At 50.3% G+C, this 16,765-nt stretch carries 13 protein-coding genes; 10 read left to right on the top strand and 3 right to left on the bottom strand.

Features of this window, described 5'->3' with window-relative positions; all coding sequences use genetic code 11:
- Positions 1-21 precede the first annotated feature (21 nt).
- A complete protein-coding gene (locus tag J7439_RS01875; RefSeq protein ID WP_209199990.1) occupies positions 22-699 on the top strand; it encodes a DUF2059 domain-containing protein in 678 nt (225 codons plus the stop codon).
- On the opposite strand, the gene J7439_RS01870 is transcribed toward J7439_RS01875, so the two are convergent.
- Together J7439_RS01870 and J7439_RS01865 are read right to left on the bottom strand one after the other, a co-directional pair.
- Positions 696-2,993 (bottom strand): primosomal protein N', encoded by a 2,298-nt coding sequence (locus J7439_RS01870; RefSeq protein WP_209199989.1) that lies wholly within the window; start codon positions 2,991-2,993, stop codon positions 696-698. The two genes, J7439_RS01875 and J7439_RS01870, sit on opposite strands and share 4 nt — an antisense overlap.
- Before the next feature lie 120 nt (positions 2,994-3,113).
- Positions 3,114-4,523 (bottom strand): ankyrin repeat and SOCS box protein, encoded by a 1,410-nt coding sequence (locus J7439_RS01865; protein WP_209199988.1) that lies wholly within the window; start codon positions 4,521-4,523, stop codon positions 3,114-3,116.
- Positions 4,524-5,166: 643 nt separating this feature from the next.
- Between J7439_RS01865 and rpmE the strand changes: the two genes are divergently transcribed.
- Together rpmE and J7439_RS01855 are read left to right on the top strand one after the other, a co-directional pair.
- Complete coding sequence (gene rpmE / locus J7439_RS01860) at positions 5,167-5,382, top strand: 50S ribosomal protein L31 (protein ID WP_209199987.1); 216 nt, start codon at positions 5,167-5,169, stop codon at positions 5,380-5,382.
- Between the two features lie 161 nt (positions 5,383-5,543).
- Positions 5,544-6,800 (top strand): malic enzyme-like NAD(P)-binding protein, encoded by a 1,257-nt coding sequence (locus J7439_RS01855; RefSeq protein WP_209199986.1) that lies wholly within the window; start codon positions 5,544-5,546, stop codon positions 6,798-6,800.
- Between the two features lie 6 nt (positions 6,801-6,806).
- Here J7439_RS01855 and J7439_RS01850 read toward each other — a convergent pair whose 3' ends face one another.
- Complete coding sequence (locus J7439_RS01850) at positions 6,807-9,278, bottom strand: penicillin-binding protein 1A (protein ID WP_209199985.1); 2,472 nt, start codon at positions 9,276-9,278, stop codon at positions 6,807-6,809.
- Positions 9,279-9,577: 299 nt separating this feature from the next.
- On the opposite strand from J7439_RS01850, the gene J7439_RS01845 reads away from it, so the two are divergent.
- From J7439_RS01845 to aroB, 7 genes are all read left to right on the top strand, one after another.
- Positions 9,578-10,642: a pilus assembly protein PilM gene (locus J7439_RS01845; protein WP_209199984.1), complete on the top strand. Its 1,065-nt coding sequence runs from the start codon at positions 9,578-9,580 to the stop codon at positions 10,640-10,642.
- Positions 10,642-11,205, top strand: coding sequence for a PilN domain-containing protein (locus J7439_RS01840; protein ID WP_209199983.1), 564 nt, complete (start codon positions 10,642-10,644; stop codon positions 11,203-11,205). The genes J7439_RS01845 and J7439_RS01840 overlap by 1 nt, the downstream gene beginning before the upstream one ends.
- The gene (locus J7439_RS01835) at positions 11,202-11,813 is read left to right on the top strand and encodes a type IV pilus inner membrane component PilO (RefSeq protein ID WP_209199982.1); all 612 of its coding nucleotides are present in this window, start codon (positions 11,202-11,204) and stop codon (positions 11,811-11,813) included. Before J7439_RS01840 ends, J7439_RS01835 begins: the two co-directional genes overlap by 4 nt.
- Positions 11,813-12,346 (top strand): pilus assembly protein PilP, encoded by a 534-nt coding sequence (locus tag J7439_RS01830; RefSeq protein WP_209200011.1) that lies wholly within the window; start codon positions 11,813-11,815, stop codon positions 12,344-12,346. Before J7439_RS01835 ends, J7439_RS01830 begins: the two co-directional genes overlap by 1 nt.
- 255 nt (positions 12,347-12,601) lie before the next feature.
- Positions 12,602-14,644, top strand: coding sequence for a type IV pilus secretin PilQ (locus J7439_RS01825; protein WP_209199981.1), 2,043 nt, complete (start codon positions 12,602-12,604; stop codon positions 14,642-14,644).
- 126 nt (positions 14,645-14,770) lie between these two features.
- Positions 14,771-15,292 (top strand): shikimate kinase AroK, encoded by a 522-nt coding sequence (gene aroK, locus J7439_RS01820; RefSeq protein WP_209199980.1) that lies wholly within the window; start codon positions 14,771-14,773, stop codon positions 15,290-15,292.
- Between the two features lie 14 nt (positions 15,293-15,306).
- On the top strand, positions 15,307-16,386 hold the full coding sequence (aroB, locus tag J7439_RS01815) for a 3-dehydroquinate synthase (RefSeq protein ID WP_209199979.1): 1,080 nt from the start codon (positions 15,307-15,309) through the stop codon (positions 16,384-16,386).
- Positions 16,387-16,765: the final 379 nt, after the last annotated feature.

Below are 16,765 nucleotides of genomic sequence, written 5' to 3'. Positions count from 1 at the left end.
TCACCTGCAAAGCATCAGCTGTTGGATAAACTTTATGACCAGACAGGGCTGGAACGTCAGCTTGACTGGATACACGACAGTATGACTCTTCAGCAGCAGAAATATCCGATTCCTGAGCCAGTTGTGGATACGGTCAATCAGGTGGTCAAAATTCGCTATAGTCCCGACTTTTTTCGGGCTTCCATGAAAGTAACTCTGGATGAAGCGTTGTCGGTGGGTGAATTGGACCGGTTGATTGACTGGTTCGGATCGCCCCTGGGTAAGAAAATTCTCCGCCTTGAGGCCGAAGCCAGTGATCCTGCCAATCAGGCAAAAATGGAGAAATATATCCGGGAAAAACTGTCGGCGGAGCTGCCCAGAAATAGCCGGATAATTTTAATAGAAGAGTTGATGGAAGCACTTGATGCTGTTGAGCTGAGTACCGAGCTGGCTGCCAGTGCTTCAGTGGGAGCACAGAGGATGCTTCGGGAGGTCATGCCCGCGGGTGCCGAGCAGCCAATGAGACCTGCCCAGGTGTTGAAAGCCCGGGAGAAGCCCTATATCCGGAAAGATATGCCGGAAAGAATGCGGGATATCTTTCTCTACACTTATAAATCCCTGCCAGACAGTGATATCCGGAGATATCTCGACTTTGCCCGGAAAAGTGCTATGCAGAACTTCCAGAGGGGGCAAATTCAGGCTATATCGCGGATGCTCTAGCTCATCTCCTGAGGGTCAATATCTACCGTCCACTTCAGTTGCCTGGGAAGCCGGTGGCTTTCCAGGTAGCAGACAACGCTACTCACCACTGCGTGTAAATGATTTCTGCTTTTTCCCTGGATAAGAAGGTGCCAGCGGTAGCGTCCCTGACGCTTTTCCATGGGGGCTGGAATCGGACCCAGTAACCGAACATTGCTGCCTTCGGCTGCCCGCTCAGCATAGTGTCTCAGGGCTGAGAGCAGGGTTTCACTTTCCCCCTGATTAACCGACTCTGATCGAACCAGGGTTAAATATCCCTCCGGGGGAAGATTCAGGCTTTTTCTTTCCATAAACAGACTGCTGGCAAAACGGCTGTAGTCGTTCATGGACAGAAGCTGGAGAGCAGGGTGTTCTGGATTATAGGTTTGAATAATAACCTGTCCGGGCTTATTCCCCCGTCCTGCTCGCCCCGCCACCTGCATAATCAATTGGCCGGTCCTTTCCGGTCCTCTGAAGTCAGAGCTGAACAGCCCGGCATCGGCATTGACGATGGCAACCAGGGTCACATTCGGGAAGTGGTGTCCTTTCGCCAGCATCTGTGTGCCCAGCAGTATGCAGGGTTTGCCGGATTGTACTTCCTCCAGCATATCGCTCAACGCCTGTTTTCTGCGAGTGGTGTCCCGATCGATTCTCAGCACGGGATAACCGGAGAAGTGTTGGCTGAGGGTCTGCTCTGTCCGCTCTGTACCCTGGCCAACAGGTTGAAGCTTACGGCTCCGGCACGATGGGCACTGCCATGGGATGGCCTGTTGCAGATCACAATGATGGCAGTGCATATGGGGAGGGTAACGGTGAATGGTCATATGCGCATCGCAGTGCGGGCAGTCGATAATGGTGCCGCAGTCCTGACAGATCATGGATGGCGCATAGCCACGACGGTTCAGGAAAACCATCACCTGATTGCCTCGTCCAAGATGAGCAGCCATTCTTTGCAGCAGTTCTGTGGATAAGCCGTCTTTCAGAACCTGGTGGCGCATATCCAGTAACTCCATGGCGGGTGGACGTGCATTCCCCGCTCTCTGCTTCAGGTGAAGCTGGGTGTATTTTCCCTGATGCGTATTGTGTAGCGTTTCCAGAGAAGGGGTTGCCGATCCAAGGACGACCGGACAGTGGCATTGGCTGCCACGGAATATGGCAAGATCCCTGGCGTTATATCGAAGGCTTTCCTGCTGCTTATAAGAGCCGTCATGCTCCTCATCGACAATAATAAGCCCAAGGTGTGGCATTGGGGTGAAAATGCCTGAACGGGTGGCAATCAATATGCCCGCCGAACCTCTGGCCGCTTCGAGCCAGCCTTGTAATCGTTCACCATCGCTGAGCCCCGAATGCAGGCAGGCAACCGGTACATTGAAACGATCACGAAAGCGCCTGACCGTCTGAGGCGTGAGGCCGATTTCCGGAATCAGTACTAATGTCTGCTTACCGTTGGTCAATGCTGCTGAAATAGCCTGCAGATACACTTCGGTTTTGCCACTGCCGGTGATGCCTTCCAGAAGATAGGTGCGATAGGATCCCAGACCATCGGTAATGGCTTCACAGGCAAACGCCTGTTCTTCGTTCAGCTGAAGGTGGGCAGACTTCAGTGGGGTGGTGGTTTCGGTAAACAGGCGTGGGGAAGGCTCAACGTCCCGGGAATGGATTAATCCTTTTTTGACCAGCTCTTTTAGAGTGCTCTTGCTGAAACCGTATTCATGGAGCTCCGTGGCGCTGATGCCGTGAGGATTTTCACCAATCAGCGTCAGGGCGGCCAGCTGCTTTTTTGCTCGCTTCAGTTGGTTTCGTAACTCACTGTCCAGTTCCATAAGTGGGTACCAGAAAGGAATGCTGCCGGTGGATGCCGGTTTTCCCAGGCGCAGGTTTTTCGGCAGAGCCTGGTGCAGGGTTTCTCCGATGCTGTGATGGTAATAACGGGCTGCCCACTGGCATAGCTGGATAATATCCTCTGGAACAAGAGCCTCTTCATCCAGGACAGAGATGACTTGTTTCAGCTTATTGGCAGGAATGTCAGTGCTGGATTCGATGGAGAGAACGATCCCCACCATTTGCCGTGGGCCAAAAGGCACGATAACTCGGCTGCCGGGGCTAATGGCCATGCCAGAATGCGTGTCTGGCGGCAAATAGTCGAACAATTGCCTTAGAGGTGAAGGGATAGCGACTCTGATAAATTTTTCTGCGATAAGCCTGGCGGAGACGGACTGTTCAGTGGTTGCTTGATCATTTGCTGCGTCAGAAGTGTCCGCCGGTTTGCTGCTCATTCAGGTTCCATCGTGGTATTTCTATGGGGGGAGATGATACAGGAACTGAAAGCTGGCATGAACAGAAACCGGGTCGGGTGGTTTGAGGTTATCCACCTTGATCTCTTCTGCCTCAGTTTTTCAGGAAGGTGTTGGAAGCAGTGGGTTATAGATAAACTTCTTCAATTGATCGGGTAGTGGCAGTGCTTCAATTGCTGGACGCAACGGTTGCCCACAGATGTTCAGATTTTCGATCAATCGGTTACGGATGCACGTTCGTGCGTACAGTTGCAGAGGCGTTGGTTGTTGGCATTGTAATTCGGGTATGTGGTTTTTCAGAAGGTAAGTGATTTCGGTTTGTCCTTTCCTGAATGCCCAGGACAGGGCTAACGGTGACTGGTGGAGGTTGGCTCCGTGTGTCAGTAAAGTTTTAACGATACTGACATGGCCATTCGAGGAGGCTTGCACCAGGGCTTCAGGAGACTGATGGGTAGTCGCACCGTTGGCCAACAGCAAGCTGACAACCTGAATGTGACCCTCACGGGCGGCAATCACGAGGGCATCTGGAGAGTGGTGTGGGATGGCACCATAGGCCAGCAAAGTGTGGACGACCCCTGCATGTCCTCTTGTAGCGGCACAGACCAGGGCCCTGGATAACTGTTGAGGTGTGGCTCCGGTGGTCAGCAATGCGCTGGTGATCTCGACGTACCCATTAGTTACGGCATAATCCAGGGCCGCTGGCGACCGATGGAGGTTGGCACCTTTGGCTAACAGAGCGTTAACGATCTCAAGCTGTCCCTTTCTTGAGGCTTGCACCAATGCTTCTGGACAATACTCCGGGGGGGCTCCTTTGTTCAGCAATGTCTTGATCGTCTCAACGTGACCATTCTCAGCGGCCCACACTAAGGCCTTCGGGCACTGGTTAAGGTCGGCTCCATGACTCAGCAGGGTGTTGACAATCGTGCTGTGACCCTTTTGGATGGCCCACACCAGGGCTTCTGGTGATTGTTGGGGGGTGGCTCCGTGGGCCAGCAGCGTTTCTACGATCCCGGCATGCCCATTCCGGGCTGCCAGTGACAGGGCAAATGGAGCGAGGCTGGGTGCGGCTCCGTGGGCCAGCAGGATGTTAACGATGTCGGTGTGCCCGTTTTTAGCGGCCTTTACCAGGGCGTCTGGCGACTGGTGCGGAGTGGCACCGTTGGCCAGCAGGGTGTTGAAAATCACAATATGACCATTCTGGGCGGCCCACACCAATGCATCCGGTGATTGATGTGGAGTGGCACCGTGGGCCAGCAGAATATCGACGATGTCGGCATACCCCTGGCCGGCTGCCAACGATAAGGCATAGGTAGACAGACAGGGAACAGCTCCATTGTCAAGAAGTTCGTTGATGGTCTCTATTTGCCCATTCACGGCTGCCCATGCCAGATCATATGGAGGAGGTGAATCAGTTTCGTTGGCTTGCAGCACATTGTGTATTCCGATATAGCCTTGCCTGCTGGCGGCCCAGACCAGGTCAATATCATAAAAATACAAGCATTCTATGTTCATGGTATTCACCGGACACAGTTGGGCACTGTTAAGTAGTTGGCCAAATGGAATCATATATTTCTGGCTTAGTGGGCAGTTACTATGCAAGGCACAACGCAGGGAGCATAGCCTTAGCTATGTGACCGGAGTTGTAACGCAGCAGAGTGACTGCCCACTAAGCCAGAAAATATGATTTCATTTGGTTAACTACTTAAAGACCTTTGTGGTTTCATTAATATTGATGATGGATATCCAGTCTACTGCTTCAAGGGCTCTGTCGCCGGTTTTCGCCAGACTTTTTCTGGATGTCCGTATTTATCCAATAGTTTTTCCATATTATGGGAGGGTTAAGCTGATGGTTTCTCTCCTGAAACAGAGTGGGAGGTAACAGAATTAAAACGGTAATTTGTTAATTTTTGTGTATTGCTTTTTTGTCATTGCAGGTTGTGCTGATGATCGGATAATGGCTTGAAAACTACGTATATGGGACGAACATAAGACTGTTTCCCTCTGTCATAATCTCTGGTAGTATCCACCGCTCTTTACCCTCTCAGCTCATTATGCTGAGATGGATTCCGTTTGCGGTGCCTGTCTCCCGAGCCTGATAACACCAGGGCTCTATTGAGAGTCAGGTGGCGGCATACACCAGTTCGAGGAAGCTCAAATGAAGCAGGATACCCATCCTAACTACGAAGAAATCGAAGTTACCTGTAGCTGCGGTAACAAAATCAAAACTCGCTCTACGCTGTGCAAACCTCTGAGCATCGAAGTCTGCTCCAAGTGCCACCCATTCTACACCGGCACTCAGAAGGTGATGGATACCGGCGGCCGTATCGAGCGCTTCAACAAGCGTTTTGGCAAGCTGGGCGCTCGCAAGTAATCGAGCTGGTAGCATACCGACCGAAAGGTTTAAAAAGGCGACTGTTTTGCAGTCGCCTTTTTTGTATGGCCTGATATTTTACGAATTGACCTTGTTACCCCCATTTCCATCATATATTCTGGGCCTTCATATAACCTCCTCCCCATATCAGTAAAAAACTCATGGAAAAGAAGCAAGCTGCACTTGATTATCACGCTCTTCCAAAACCTGGAAAAATTTCGATTGAAATTACCAAGCCGGCAGAGACCGCGCTGGATCTTTCACTGGCCTATAGCCCGGGTGTCGCGGAGCCGGTGCGGGCGATTGCCGAAAATCCAGAGGATGTCTACCGTTATACCGGCAAAGGTAATTTGGTTGCGGTAATCAGTAATGGTTCAGCGATTCTCGGTCTGGGTAACCTGGGCGCACTGGCCAGTAAGCCGGTTATGGAAGGCAAGGCTCTGCTGTTTAAACGTTTTGCCGGGGTTGATTCGATCGATATTGAAGTGGAATCTGAGAGCCCGCAGGCGTTTATTGATACGGTGAAGCGAATTGCCTGTACCTTTGGCGGTATTAATCTGGAAGATATCAAAGCACCTGAGTGTTTTGAAATTGAACATCGTCTGATTGAAGATTGTGATATTCCGGTTTTCCATGATGACCAGCACGGTACTGCGATCGTGACGGCAGCGGCCATGCTTAATGCCCTTGAGATTGCCGGAAAGGATATTGAAGAGGCAAAACTGGTCTGCCTGGGGGCTGGTTCCGCGGCCATTGCCTGTGTGAAACTGCTGATTAGCTGCGGCTTCAAGCCAGAAAATATTCTCATGCTGGACAGCAAGGGCGTCATTCATTCGCAGCGGAATGATCTGAACCAGTACAAGGCGATGTTTGCTGTAGAAACGCACTGCCGCACACTGGATGACGCCATTGATGGGGCGGATGCATTCCTTGGCGTTTCCGGTGCTAACCTGTTGTCTCCGGAACAGCTGGAGAAAATGGCTGAAAACCCGATCGTTTTTGCCTGTGCCAACCCTGACCCGGAGATTCGTCCTGAGCTGGCTAAGGAGGTTCGTCCTGATGTCATTATGGCTACCGGGCGCTCAGATTATCCGAATCAAGTCAATAATGTCCTTGGCTTTCCGTTTATCTTCCGGGGGGCATTGGATGTCCGCGCTTCACGCATTAACGAAGCGATGAAAATTGCGGCCGTTAATGCCATCCGGGAGCTGGCAAAAGAGCCTGTCCCGGAAGTGGTGATGAAGGCGTACGATGGCGTCAGGCTGAGTTTTGGTCCGGACTATATCATTCCCAAGCCTATGGATTCCCGACTGCTTGGCAGGGTTTCTGCCGCTGTGGCTCAGGCAGCCGTTGACTCTGGCGTTGCCAGGGTGGAATACCCCGGCCATTACCCTTTGAACTCTGTTGCGGATATTTGATCAATATCAAAAAAGATCTTCCGGTGAAAACTCATGGTCCATCTCGCCAAGAGATGGCAGCCCTTCATCACTGTATTGTTGTGGGGCGTTTTCCTGGAGGAAAATTTCAAAAATAGCGTTGGGGTCTCCGGGCAGGGCAAGCTGTCCGGTTTCTGGTGAAATTTTCAGGGTGATCATGCCCTCCGGTTGTGTCGGCTTATGTTCCGGTTTGCCCTCCAGGGCGGTGTGCATATAGTCAATCCAGATTGGCAGAGCTGCATTGGCTCCGTATTCCCAGCGCCCGAGTGTTGAAAAGTCGTCCATGCCCACCCAGACGGCAGTCAGGACATCCGGGTTAAAGCCAACAAACCATGCATCTTTACTGTCATTGGTGGTTCCGGTTTTACCGGCGATATCCTGCCGTTTAAGTTCCCTGGCACGTCTGCCAGTGCCTTTCCAGATGACATCATTCATGATGTCGTTCATGATGTAGTTCACCCGGGGTGACATAACGGATTTGGCGATTACCGGCTGATCGTCGGGTTCAGAGAATGGAGTGTCTTCCTGAATCAGCATTTCCTCAAGCTCTGGATCGCTGAAAAGGGGACTCTCTTCTTCACTCTCCATGGTGTCTTGATTCAGGCTGGCGATACAGCTTTCATTGCAGGCTATTGCTGCGTTGGCGGCAAAAATGAGTTCATCAGCGGTTTCAATTCGCTGGATAAGCCAGGGCTCAATGCGGAAACCGCCATTGGCCAGAACTGCATAGCCAGAAGCCAGTTCCAGTGGTGTCATGGAGACATTGCCCAGGGAAAGTGACAGGTCACGGCTTAAAGACTCTTCCTTGAAACCCAGCAGCTTAAGATAGTTAACGGTTTTGCTGATACCTATCTGACGCAGAACGCGGATAGATACAAGGTTTCTTGAACGATAGAGACCTTCACGCAAACGCATGGGGCCATTGAACTTCATATTGTCATTATTTGGCCGCCAGCTATCTTCCAGGTTGGCATCATCAAACACAATCGGTGCATCATTGACGATGGTTGCCGCAGTCATGCCGTTAGCAATGGCCGCCGCATAAACAAAGGGTTTGAATGATGAGCCTGCCTGGCGAATGGCCTGAGTGGCCCGGTTATACATGCTGTCATAGAAGTTGTACCCTCCCACCAAAGCCAGGATTGCACCATTTTCCGGGTGCATGGAAATCAGGGCTGCCTGTGCCTGTGGTTCCTGGGCCAGACGATAACTGCCATCTTCTGTAAGCCTTACCCAGATCTGGTCTCCGATTCTCACAACATCCGCAGGTGTGTCAGGTGTACGACCAACGCTGTTTACGGTCAGAAAAGGCTTTGCCCAGCTCAGATTTTCCCAGCTGATTTTACCGCTGTTGCCGTCTTTCAGGCCAATTTCAACGTCTTCCTCGCCAACCCGGGTGACCATGGCGGGTAACAGAATACCGGGCGATGGCGTTTTGTTGATGCGCTGCTGCCAGCCTTCTTCCGGAATATTATCAAACAGGTTGGTGACCGGGCCCTGGTAACCATGGCGTTCGTTGTAGGCCATTAACCCATGGGCTACCGAAAGGTTGGCCGCATTCTGCAGCTCGCTGCTGGTGGTGGTGTAGACTTTAAAACCTTCGGTGTAGGCATCCAGGCCGTATTGCTCAACCATTTGCTGTCGAACCATCTCGGCGATATAAGGTGCTTCAAGTTCGATTTTTGCGCCATGATAGCGGGCAGTGACCGGCTGGCTGATGGCGTCGTTATATTCTTCATGGGTGACGTAGCCAAGATCTTTCATTCTTCCCAGGATCCAGTCCCGCCGGATCAGGGCCCGTTTGGGATCATTGATCGGGTTATAGCGGGAAGGTGCTTTTGGCAGACCGGCAATCATGGCAATCTGGGCCAGATTCAACTCATCGATGGCTTTGCCATAGTAAACCTGTGCGGCGGCCTCGACACCATAAGAGCGGTTTCCCAGATAAATTTTATTGAGATAGAGTTCAAAGATTTCATCCTTGGACAGTTGCTGTTCTATTTGCAAAGCGAGTAGGATTTCATTGAATTTGCGCGAAAATACCCGCTCGTGGCTCAGGAAGAAGTTCTTGGCCACCTGCATTGTTATGGTGCTGCCACCGGACTGAATGCTGCCGGTGCTGACCAGTTGCACAGCGGCCCTCATCAGGCCCATGATGTCAACGCCGGGGTGGTAATAAAAACGGTCGTCTTCGGCAGCCATAAAGGCTTTGATCAGGTGTATGGGGGCGTCTTCAAACTGAATGGGGGACCGGCGTTTTTCGCCGAACTCGGCAATGAGCAGATTATCTTGAGAGTAAACTCGCAGAGGTGTCTGTAATTTGGCGTCCCGCAATGACTCCACAGAAGGTAGCGAAGGACTGAGGTATAAATAGGCACTGGCACTGACAAGCAGAATTCCACTGGCTACTGTTACTAGTGACCAGAGCAGGAATTTAAGAAGTTTAACCGACCGTTTCATGCTGTTAGGGAATCCTGATAAAGCGAAGGCCACCGGCTGAAGTTGTGACATCTTTGAACTGTCTTGTCATAACAAGAGTCGTCCTGACAGCCGTTCGTGACTGAGTATTATATGGTGAAATGGCCATCAGCTGAAAATGTGGTTTTCCTGTACGTGGTACCGTCTTGGGTTGCCGAAGGATCTTCCTTAAAAATCCAGTGTTTAGAGTTGGCTGAATGGCGACGGTAATTGCGAAAGTATACAGACTGTTATTAAACTAAAGCTGTTGATCTTATAACTAATAATCAAGGATTGCACCAGTGTTTGGGCTGCTGAAGAAAAAATCAAATGCCGTGTTAGGGGTGGATATAAGCTCGACATCTGTCAAAGTCATTGAGTTAGGGCTAAAAGGCAGTGTTTACCGAGTCGAAGCTTTCTGTGTTGAGCCCCTTCCGCCAGGAGCCGTGGTTGAAAATAATATTCATGAAGTTGATGTCATTGGTGAAGCCGTTGCAAGAGCTCTCTCCCAATCCAGAACTGGCCTGAAAAATGCCGCCGTTGCGGTGTCAGGCGCTGCCGTTATCACCAAAACCATCGATATGGATGCTTCCCTCAGTGAAGATGAGATGGAAACCCAGATCTCTGTTGAGGCAGACCAGTATATTCCCTATGCCATGGATGAAGTGGCCATCGACTTTGAAGTCCAGGGTCTGAACGAAAAAAATCCTGAGCGAGTTGAGGTTTTACTGGCAGCCTGTCGTCGTGACAATGTTGAAATGCGCGAGGAGGCGCTTCGGCTTGGGGGATTAACGCCCAAAGTTGTTGATGTCGAAGCTTTTGCCATGGAGCGGGCATGTGAATTGATTGACGGCCAGCTTGACCTGCCAGATCGGGATCCGGTGCTGGCTATCGTCGATATTGGTGCCACGAAAACCACACTGAATGTGATCAGCCGGGGTAAAACCGTATATACCCGTGAGCAGTTATTCGGTGGACGGCAGTTGACTGATGAGATTCAGCGCCGTTATGGGCTCACCCCTGAAGAAGCAGAGAAGGCCAAGTGTAAAGGGGGGCTGCCTGATGATTATGAACCTGAAGTTCTGGAGCCCTTCCGGGAAACGGTGGTTCAGCAGGTATCACGTTCATTGCAATTCTTTTATTCATCCAGCCAGTTCAATGATGTGGATGCCATTGCCCTGGTAGGAGGATCCGCATCAATCCCGGGTATGGCGGAAATGATTCAGGATAAATTGGGGGTCCCGACCAGGCTGGCCAATCCTTTTGCCGGAATGTCCATGGCCGGGAAAGTGGATAAGGGCCGACTGGCCACTGAGGCCCCGGCGCTGATGATTGCCTGTGGCCTTGCCATGAGGAGTTTCGACTGATGGCAAGAATTAACCTTTTACCCTGGCGTGAAGAGCTCAGGAAAGAACGCAAACAGCGTTTCATTGCCTTCTGGGCGATAACGGTGCTGGTTGGTATTGGCCTGATCTTTATCGGTGACCTTTACATCAGCCATAACATCAGTCACCAGAAAAGTCGTAACCAATATCTACAAAATGAAATTACGCAGCTGAATCAGCGGATCAGTGAAATCAAGGACCTGAGAACCAAGAAAGAACAACTGCTTGAGAGGATGCAGGTCATTCAAAACCTGCAGGGCAACCGCCCGGTGATTGTTCGCATATTTGACCAGGTCGCACATGTGGTTCCTGAAGGGGTTTATTTCAAGCAGATAACCCTGGAGGGAGATCGCCTGTCGCTTGTCGGGGTTGCCGAGTCCAATAATCGTATCTCCGCCTTGATGAGAAACTTCGATAACTCTGAATGGTTTGCTGAACCAAATCTGACAGCGGTCAGGAAAGTAGCGGCCAACAGCCAGCGCTGGAATGAGTTTGATCTAACGGTTAAGCAGATCAACCCCACTCAGGCCAAGGGGGGACTATGAGCCTTGCAGATTCAATACAAAAGCTGAATGAATTTGATCTGAATGACATTGATTTCGATAACATTGGTTCATGGCCCCTGGGAGCCAGGGTCTTTGTCTGTATTCTGACTCTGGCGTTAGTGCTTGGGTTTGGTTATCAGTTTCACCTGACCAGTTTGCAGAAGCGTTATGATACTGCTGCCAGTAAAGAGCAGGATTTACGGGAGCAGTATCGAATCAGGGCGTTCCAGTCGGCAAACCTGCAAGCCTACCGCGAACAGATGGCAGAAATGGAAAACTCGTTTGGTGCACTGGTGAAACAGCTGCCCAGTGATACAGAGGTGCCCGGGCTGCTTGAAGACATTACCTTTACCGGGCGTGGAGCAGGTCTTCAGATCGAAGAAATAAAACTTCAGGATGAAAATGTCAGCCACTTTTATATAGAGCTGCCAATCAGCATTGGCGTGACGGGTACATACCATGATCTGGGTAACTTCGTCAGTGGTGTTGCCAGTCTTTCGCGAATAGTTACCCTGCATGATTTTGAGATTCGCCCGGGCAAGAATGGTCAGTTAACCATGAACATCCTTGCAAAAACTTACCGCTACAATGATCAGGGGGGGCTATGATGAAGCTGCTTCAACTTGTCTTTGTTGCCGGTGCTGCGCTGATTCTTGCTGGATGCTCGGATGGTGGTCGCCAGGGTTATCAAGACATTGATGACTATATGGCAGAGATGAGGGCCCGTCCTACGGGTAATATTGAGCCATTGCCCAAGTTCAGTCCTTATGAGGCGTTTACTTATCAGGCATCAGCCTTGCGCAGTCCTTTTAAGCAGCCGGTGAAAATTGAACTGACCACGGAACAGCTCAATAGCAACATCAAGCCAGACCCACACCGTGTTAAGCAGTACCTGGAACAGTTTGAACTGGATTCGTTTCGTTTGGTAGGCTCTATCAGTAACGACGAAGGATTCTGGGGACTGGTGCGTGGCTCTGACGGTGTTCACCGGGTTCGTGTGGGTGATTACCTGGGGCGTAACCATGGTCGTATCACTTACCTCGATGACCAGGAGTTGCGTGTGACCGAGATTGTTCCTGCTGGTCCAAGTTACTGGATTGAGCGACCAAGAGTTCTCCGCGTTAATTTTAATAATCAGTGATTTTATTTCCTTTATTGTGAATTAATCATCATATTTCCAGCAAGGATGCTGCTGTCACACCCTGAGCGGTTGACAGTGCGCTGCTGGCTGTGTTGAGTTAGCCGATTGTTATTCAGGGATGGACGGCTTTTTTTATCTGGGGGATGCTTCAGTATGAGAGGGTATGGTTTTGAGCCATCGTGGCGGAATGGGCTGGATTATTTAACAGTGATGCCGATGAAAAAAACAATTCTAATTCTGAAATAGGTAAGTTAGATGAATATTAGTCCCCTGTTGCAGGCCAGGGCTGTCCAAGGGCTTCTGTATACGTTGCTGGCCATGTTGCCTATTTCCGCGTGGGGTGTCACCCTGAAAAATATGGATACAGCGGCATTGCCGGGTGAGATGGTTGAGATACGTTTGAGCTTTGATGGCGCGGCACCGGTTGCTCATGGCTACAGCATTGAGAAGCCTCCCCGGATTTCCATAGACCTGCCTTTTACCCGCAGTGAACTCCCCAAGTACAACGAGATTGGCTTTAATAATGCCAAGAGTGTGACTGTGCTTGAGGCCGGAGACAGAACCCGCCTGGTTATTAATCTTCAGCAGCCTACCCGCTTCAGCACCCAGGCTGATGGCAGGACGCTCAGCATTTACCTCGGCGAGAATAACAGCACCACTGCCGTGCAAAGGGAGTTACCTCAGCGGAGTCAGTCATCCTATCAAGTCGCGGAAATGCGAAGAGGTATTACCGATATTGATTTCCAGCGAGGTGATGATGGTGAGGGAGAGGTGATCATTGCCCTGTCCGATGCCAGGATTCCGATGGATATGAATGAGCAGGGGGGGCGTATCCGTCTGGAGTTTCAGGGTGATGTATTGCCACAGAACCTGAGAAATCGCTTGGACGTTATCGATTTTGCTACACCGATCAAGTTTATTGATGCCACTGTTGAGGATGGTAACAGCATTATTACCATAGAGCCCAAGGGAGAGTTTGAGTATCTGGCCTATCAGACAGACAATCTGCTGACTGTCAGTGTCAAGGCTCCAGACCCTAAAGATCGCAGTAGACGAAAAGCTGGGCTCTCCTATAAAGGTGATAAGCTGTCGTTAAACTTTCAGGATATTGAAGTCCGGGCGGTGCTTCAGTTGATCGCTGATTTTACCGATCTGAATCTGGTGGCATCGGATACGGTTGGGGGTAATGTAACCCTGCGACTGCAAAATGTTCCCTGGGATCAGGCGCTTGATATTGTGCTTAAGGCTAAGGGGCTCGATAAGCGTTTGGAAGGCAATGTTCTTACCGTGGCTCCGGCAGCGGAAATTGCTGCGCGTGAACGTGAGCAGCTGGAGAACGAAAAACAGATTCGTGAGTTAGCCCCGGTATATACTGATCTGGTTCAGATTAATTACGCTGACGCAGAAGAAATTGCCACGGTACTGAAAGGCGCAGAAGGTGCCAGCCTGTTGACAGAAAGGGGTTCGGTTCAGGTGGTGGCAAGAACCAATAGTCTGTTGATCAAGGATACGCAGGCCAAGCTGGATGAATTGAGGTCGCTGATTGATCAGCTGGATATTCCTATTCGGCAGGTGATGATTGAGGCTCGTATCGTGACGCTCAGCTCCGACTTCAAAGAAGAGCTGGGTGTTAAGTGGAGTGGGTCAAAAGAAGATGCGCTCAAGAATGATAACAGGGAACTCTCAATTGGTGGTGGTAAGGATGATGATGTATTCACTGACCTGAGTATAACCGGAGGGACTTCAAGTGCTATTGCCATCGGCTTCTCCAGTAAAGGTGGCACCATTTTGAACCTTGAGCTCTCTGCCCTGTTGAGTGATGGCGGAGGCGAAGTAATTTCACAGCCAAAAGTCATTACAGCGGACAAGAAAACCGCAGTGATCAAGTCAGGTAAAGAAATCCCTTATGAGGAGAAAACTTCCAGCGGTGCAACTTCGGTCGCGTTCAAGGATGCGGTGCTGGGGCTGGAGGTGACACCTCAGATTACCCCGGATGGTCGCGTCATTATGGATATCAAGATCAATAATGACGATACAACCAATCAGGCATCCAATAACGTACCAATTATTTCCACCAATGAGATCACTACCCAGGTTCTGGTTGAAGATGGTGAAACAGTCGTTCTGGGTGGTGTCTTTAAGCAGACTATAAAAAACGGCGTTGATAAAGTACCAGTTCTGGGTGATATTCCCTGGGTTGGTGGCTTGTTCCGCAAAAAAACAGAGAGTGATGAAAAAGAAGAGCTTCTGGTCTTTATAACGCCCAGAATCATTACTGAAGGTGTTTCATTGCGTTAAACTGCTGGCATATAGCAGGTTTTAAAACCTCTGACGGGAGCCCTGGCTCCCGTTTTTTGTTGTCATCACTGCTTACGATGCGCTACGCTCGCTGCACACAGGCAGGAAGTCAGGCTGGCAAAGAGCATGCCATTAACAAATATCTATCTTATTGGTCCCATGGGGGCAGGCAAAAGTACCATTGGCAGGATGCTGGCAAAAGAGCTGGCTCGACCCTTTCTTGACTCGGATCATGTGATTGAAGAACGCAGTGGCGCGGATATTCCCTGGATTTTCGATGTTGAAGGCGAGCTGGGGTTTCGGGACAGGGAAACCCAGGTCATCGAAGATATTTGCACTCAGAAAGGCGTCGTTATGGCAACCGGTGGGGGGGCTGTTGGTCGATTGGAGAACAGACGACAGTTGAGCACCAATGGGTTTGTGGTTTATTTGAGTACCCCGGTAGCAATTCAATTGCAGAGAACGGAAAAAGACAAACGACGACCATTGTTGCAACGGGCAGACCGTGAAGAGGTTCTGACCAGACTGCTTGAAGAGCGTGATCCACTGTATCGGTCAATCGCAGACCTTGTTCTGGATACTGCCACCATGTCACCCCGGCAAGTTATAAAAAAAATCATTCAAACGGTTGGTTTGGGAAAACAGTGAGGGAGTCATCTACCATGCTGGAACTTAAAGTCGATCTGGGAGATAGAAGCTATCCCATTTTTATCGGCTCCGATCTTTTGTCAAACGCTGACTATTTCCAGTCTTACATTAAAGGTCGGCGTGTTGCCATTGTCACCAACGAGACGATCGCCCCTTTCTACCTGGATCTCATTAAGCGCACCCTGGCAAATTATGATTTGACGGTCATCACTTTGCTGGATGGTGAGCAGTATAAAAACCTCGACACACTCAACCTTATTTTCGATCAACTGTTACAGGAACGGCATACCCGCAAAACAACGTTGCTGGCGTTGGGTGGCGGTGTTATCGGGGATATGACCGGTTTTGCTGCGGCCTGCTATCAGCGGGGTGTGGATTTTATTCAGGTACCAACGACACTGCTCTCCCAGGTTGACTCTTCAGTGGGGGGTAAGACCGGGGTCAACCATGCCCTGGGTAAAAACATGATCGGTGCATTCTATCAGCCCAATGCCGTCATTATCGATACGCTGACACTGAACACATTACCTGACCGGGAGCTATCAGCAGGACTGGCAGAGGTGATCAAATATGGTTTGATTTGTGATAAACCGTTTTATCAGTGGTTGCAGGAAAACATTGGGCGGTTGCTGGATCGTGATCCGGAGGCGCTTTCCTACGCAATCCATCAATCCTGTCAGGACAAAGCCAGAGTGGTCGAGGTGGATGAGACCGAATCCGGTATTCGCGCCATTCTCAATCTTGGGCACACCTTTGGTCACGCAATAGAAACGCATACCGGCTATGGCTCCTGGCTGCATGGTGAAGCGGTGGCTGCTGGTATGGTGATGGCGGCTGATCTTTCCTGCCGGGAAGGTCATATATCCAGAGAAGACGTCGATGGGCTTATATATTTGCTTGAACGTGCCAGCCTGCCGGTGATGGCTCCTTCTGGTATCAACCCGGATCGCTTTCTCGAGCTAATGGCAGTGGATAAAAAAGTGCTGGATGGCCAATTGCGGCTGGTGCTTCTGGACTCTGTTGGTCATGCTGTGGTGACGGATGGTTTTAGCCATCAACATTTAATGGACTGCCTTGTGCAGTTCTGTTCCTGAATACTTTCTCAATGGCTGGAGCGTACTCTCCAGCTCTCACTATATTAGTCATAACTATTTTTGGTTGTGTGAATTTGCTGTAAAAAGTTTCGATATATCAATCTATTATTACGGTTTTTACTTGCATTGATGCGGGTCATTTGTGATTGCAGTGACAGCCGTGTAAAATGGCGAGCCGTTTTGCCTGCCAAGTGGCCATAAGCCAGATTTGTTTTTATGCACTTAAGCTGCATAATTATGGCGGGAAGTCCTGTTACCAGAGGCGGAAAGCACACGGGTTACAAAACCGGTTACAAAATAGTTATGGCTCTACAGGGTAGTGTGCCGGTGGTACACCAAAAATGTTTAAATGACGTGTATTCACCTGATTCAGAAAGTG

This window comes from Salinisphaera sp. G21_0, from assembly GCF_017744115.1.
In the GTDB taxonomy this organism is placed as follows: Bacteria; Pseudomonadota; Gammaproteobacteria; order Pseudomonadales; family Endozoicomonadaceae; genus Endozoicomonas.
The sequence above is the reverse complement of the archived record's forward strand: the minus strand, read 5'-3'. Positions and strand labels throughout refer to the sequence as shown.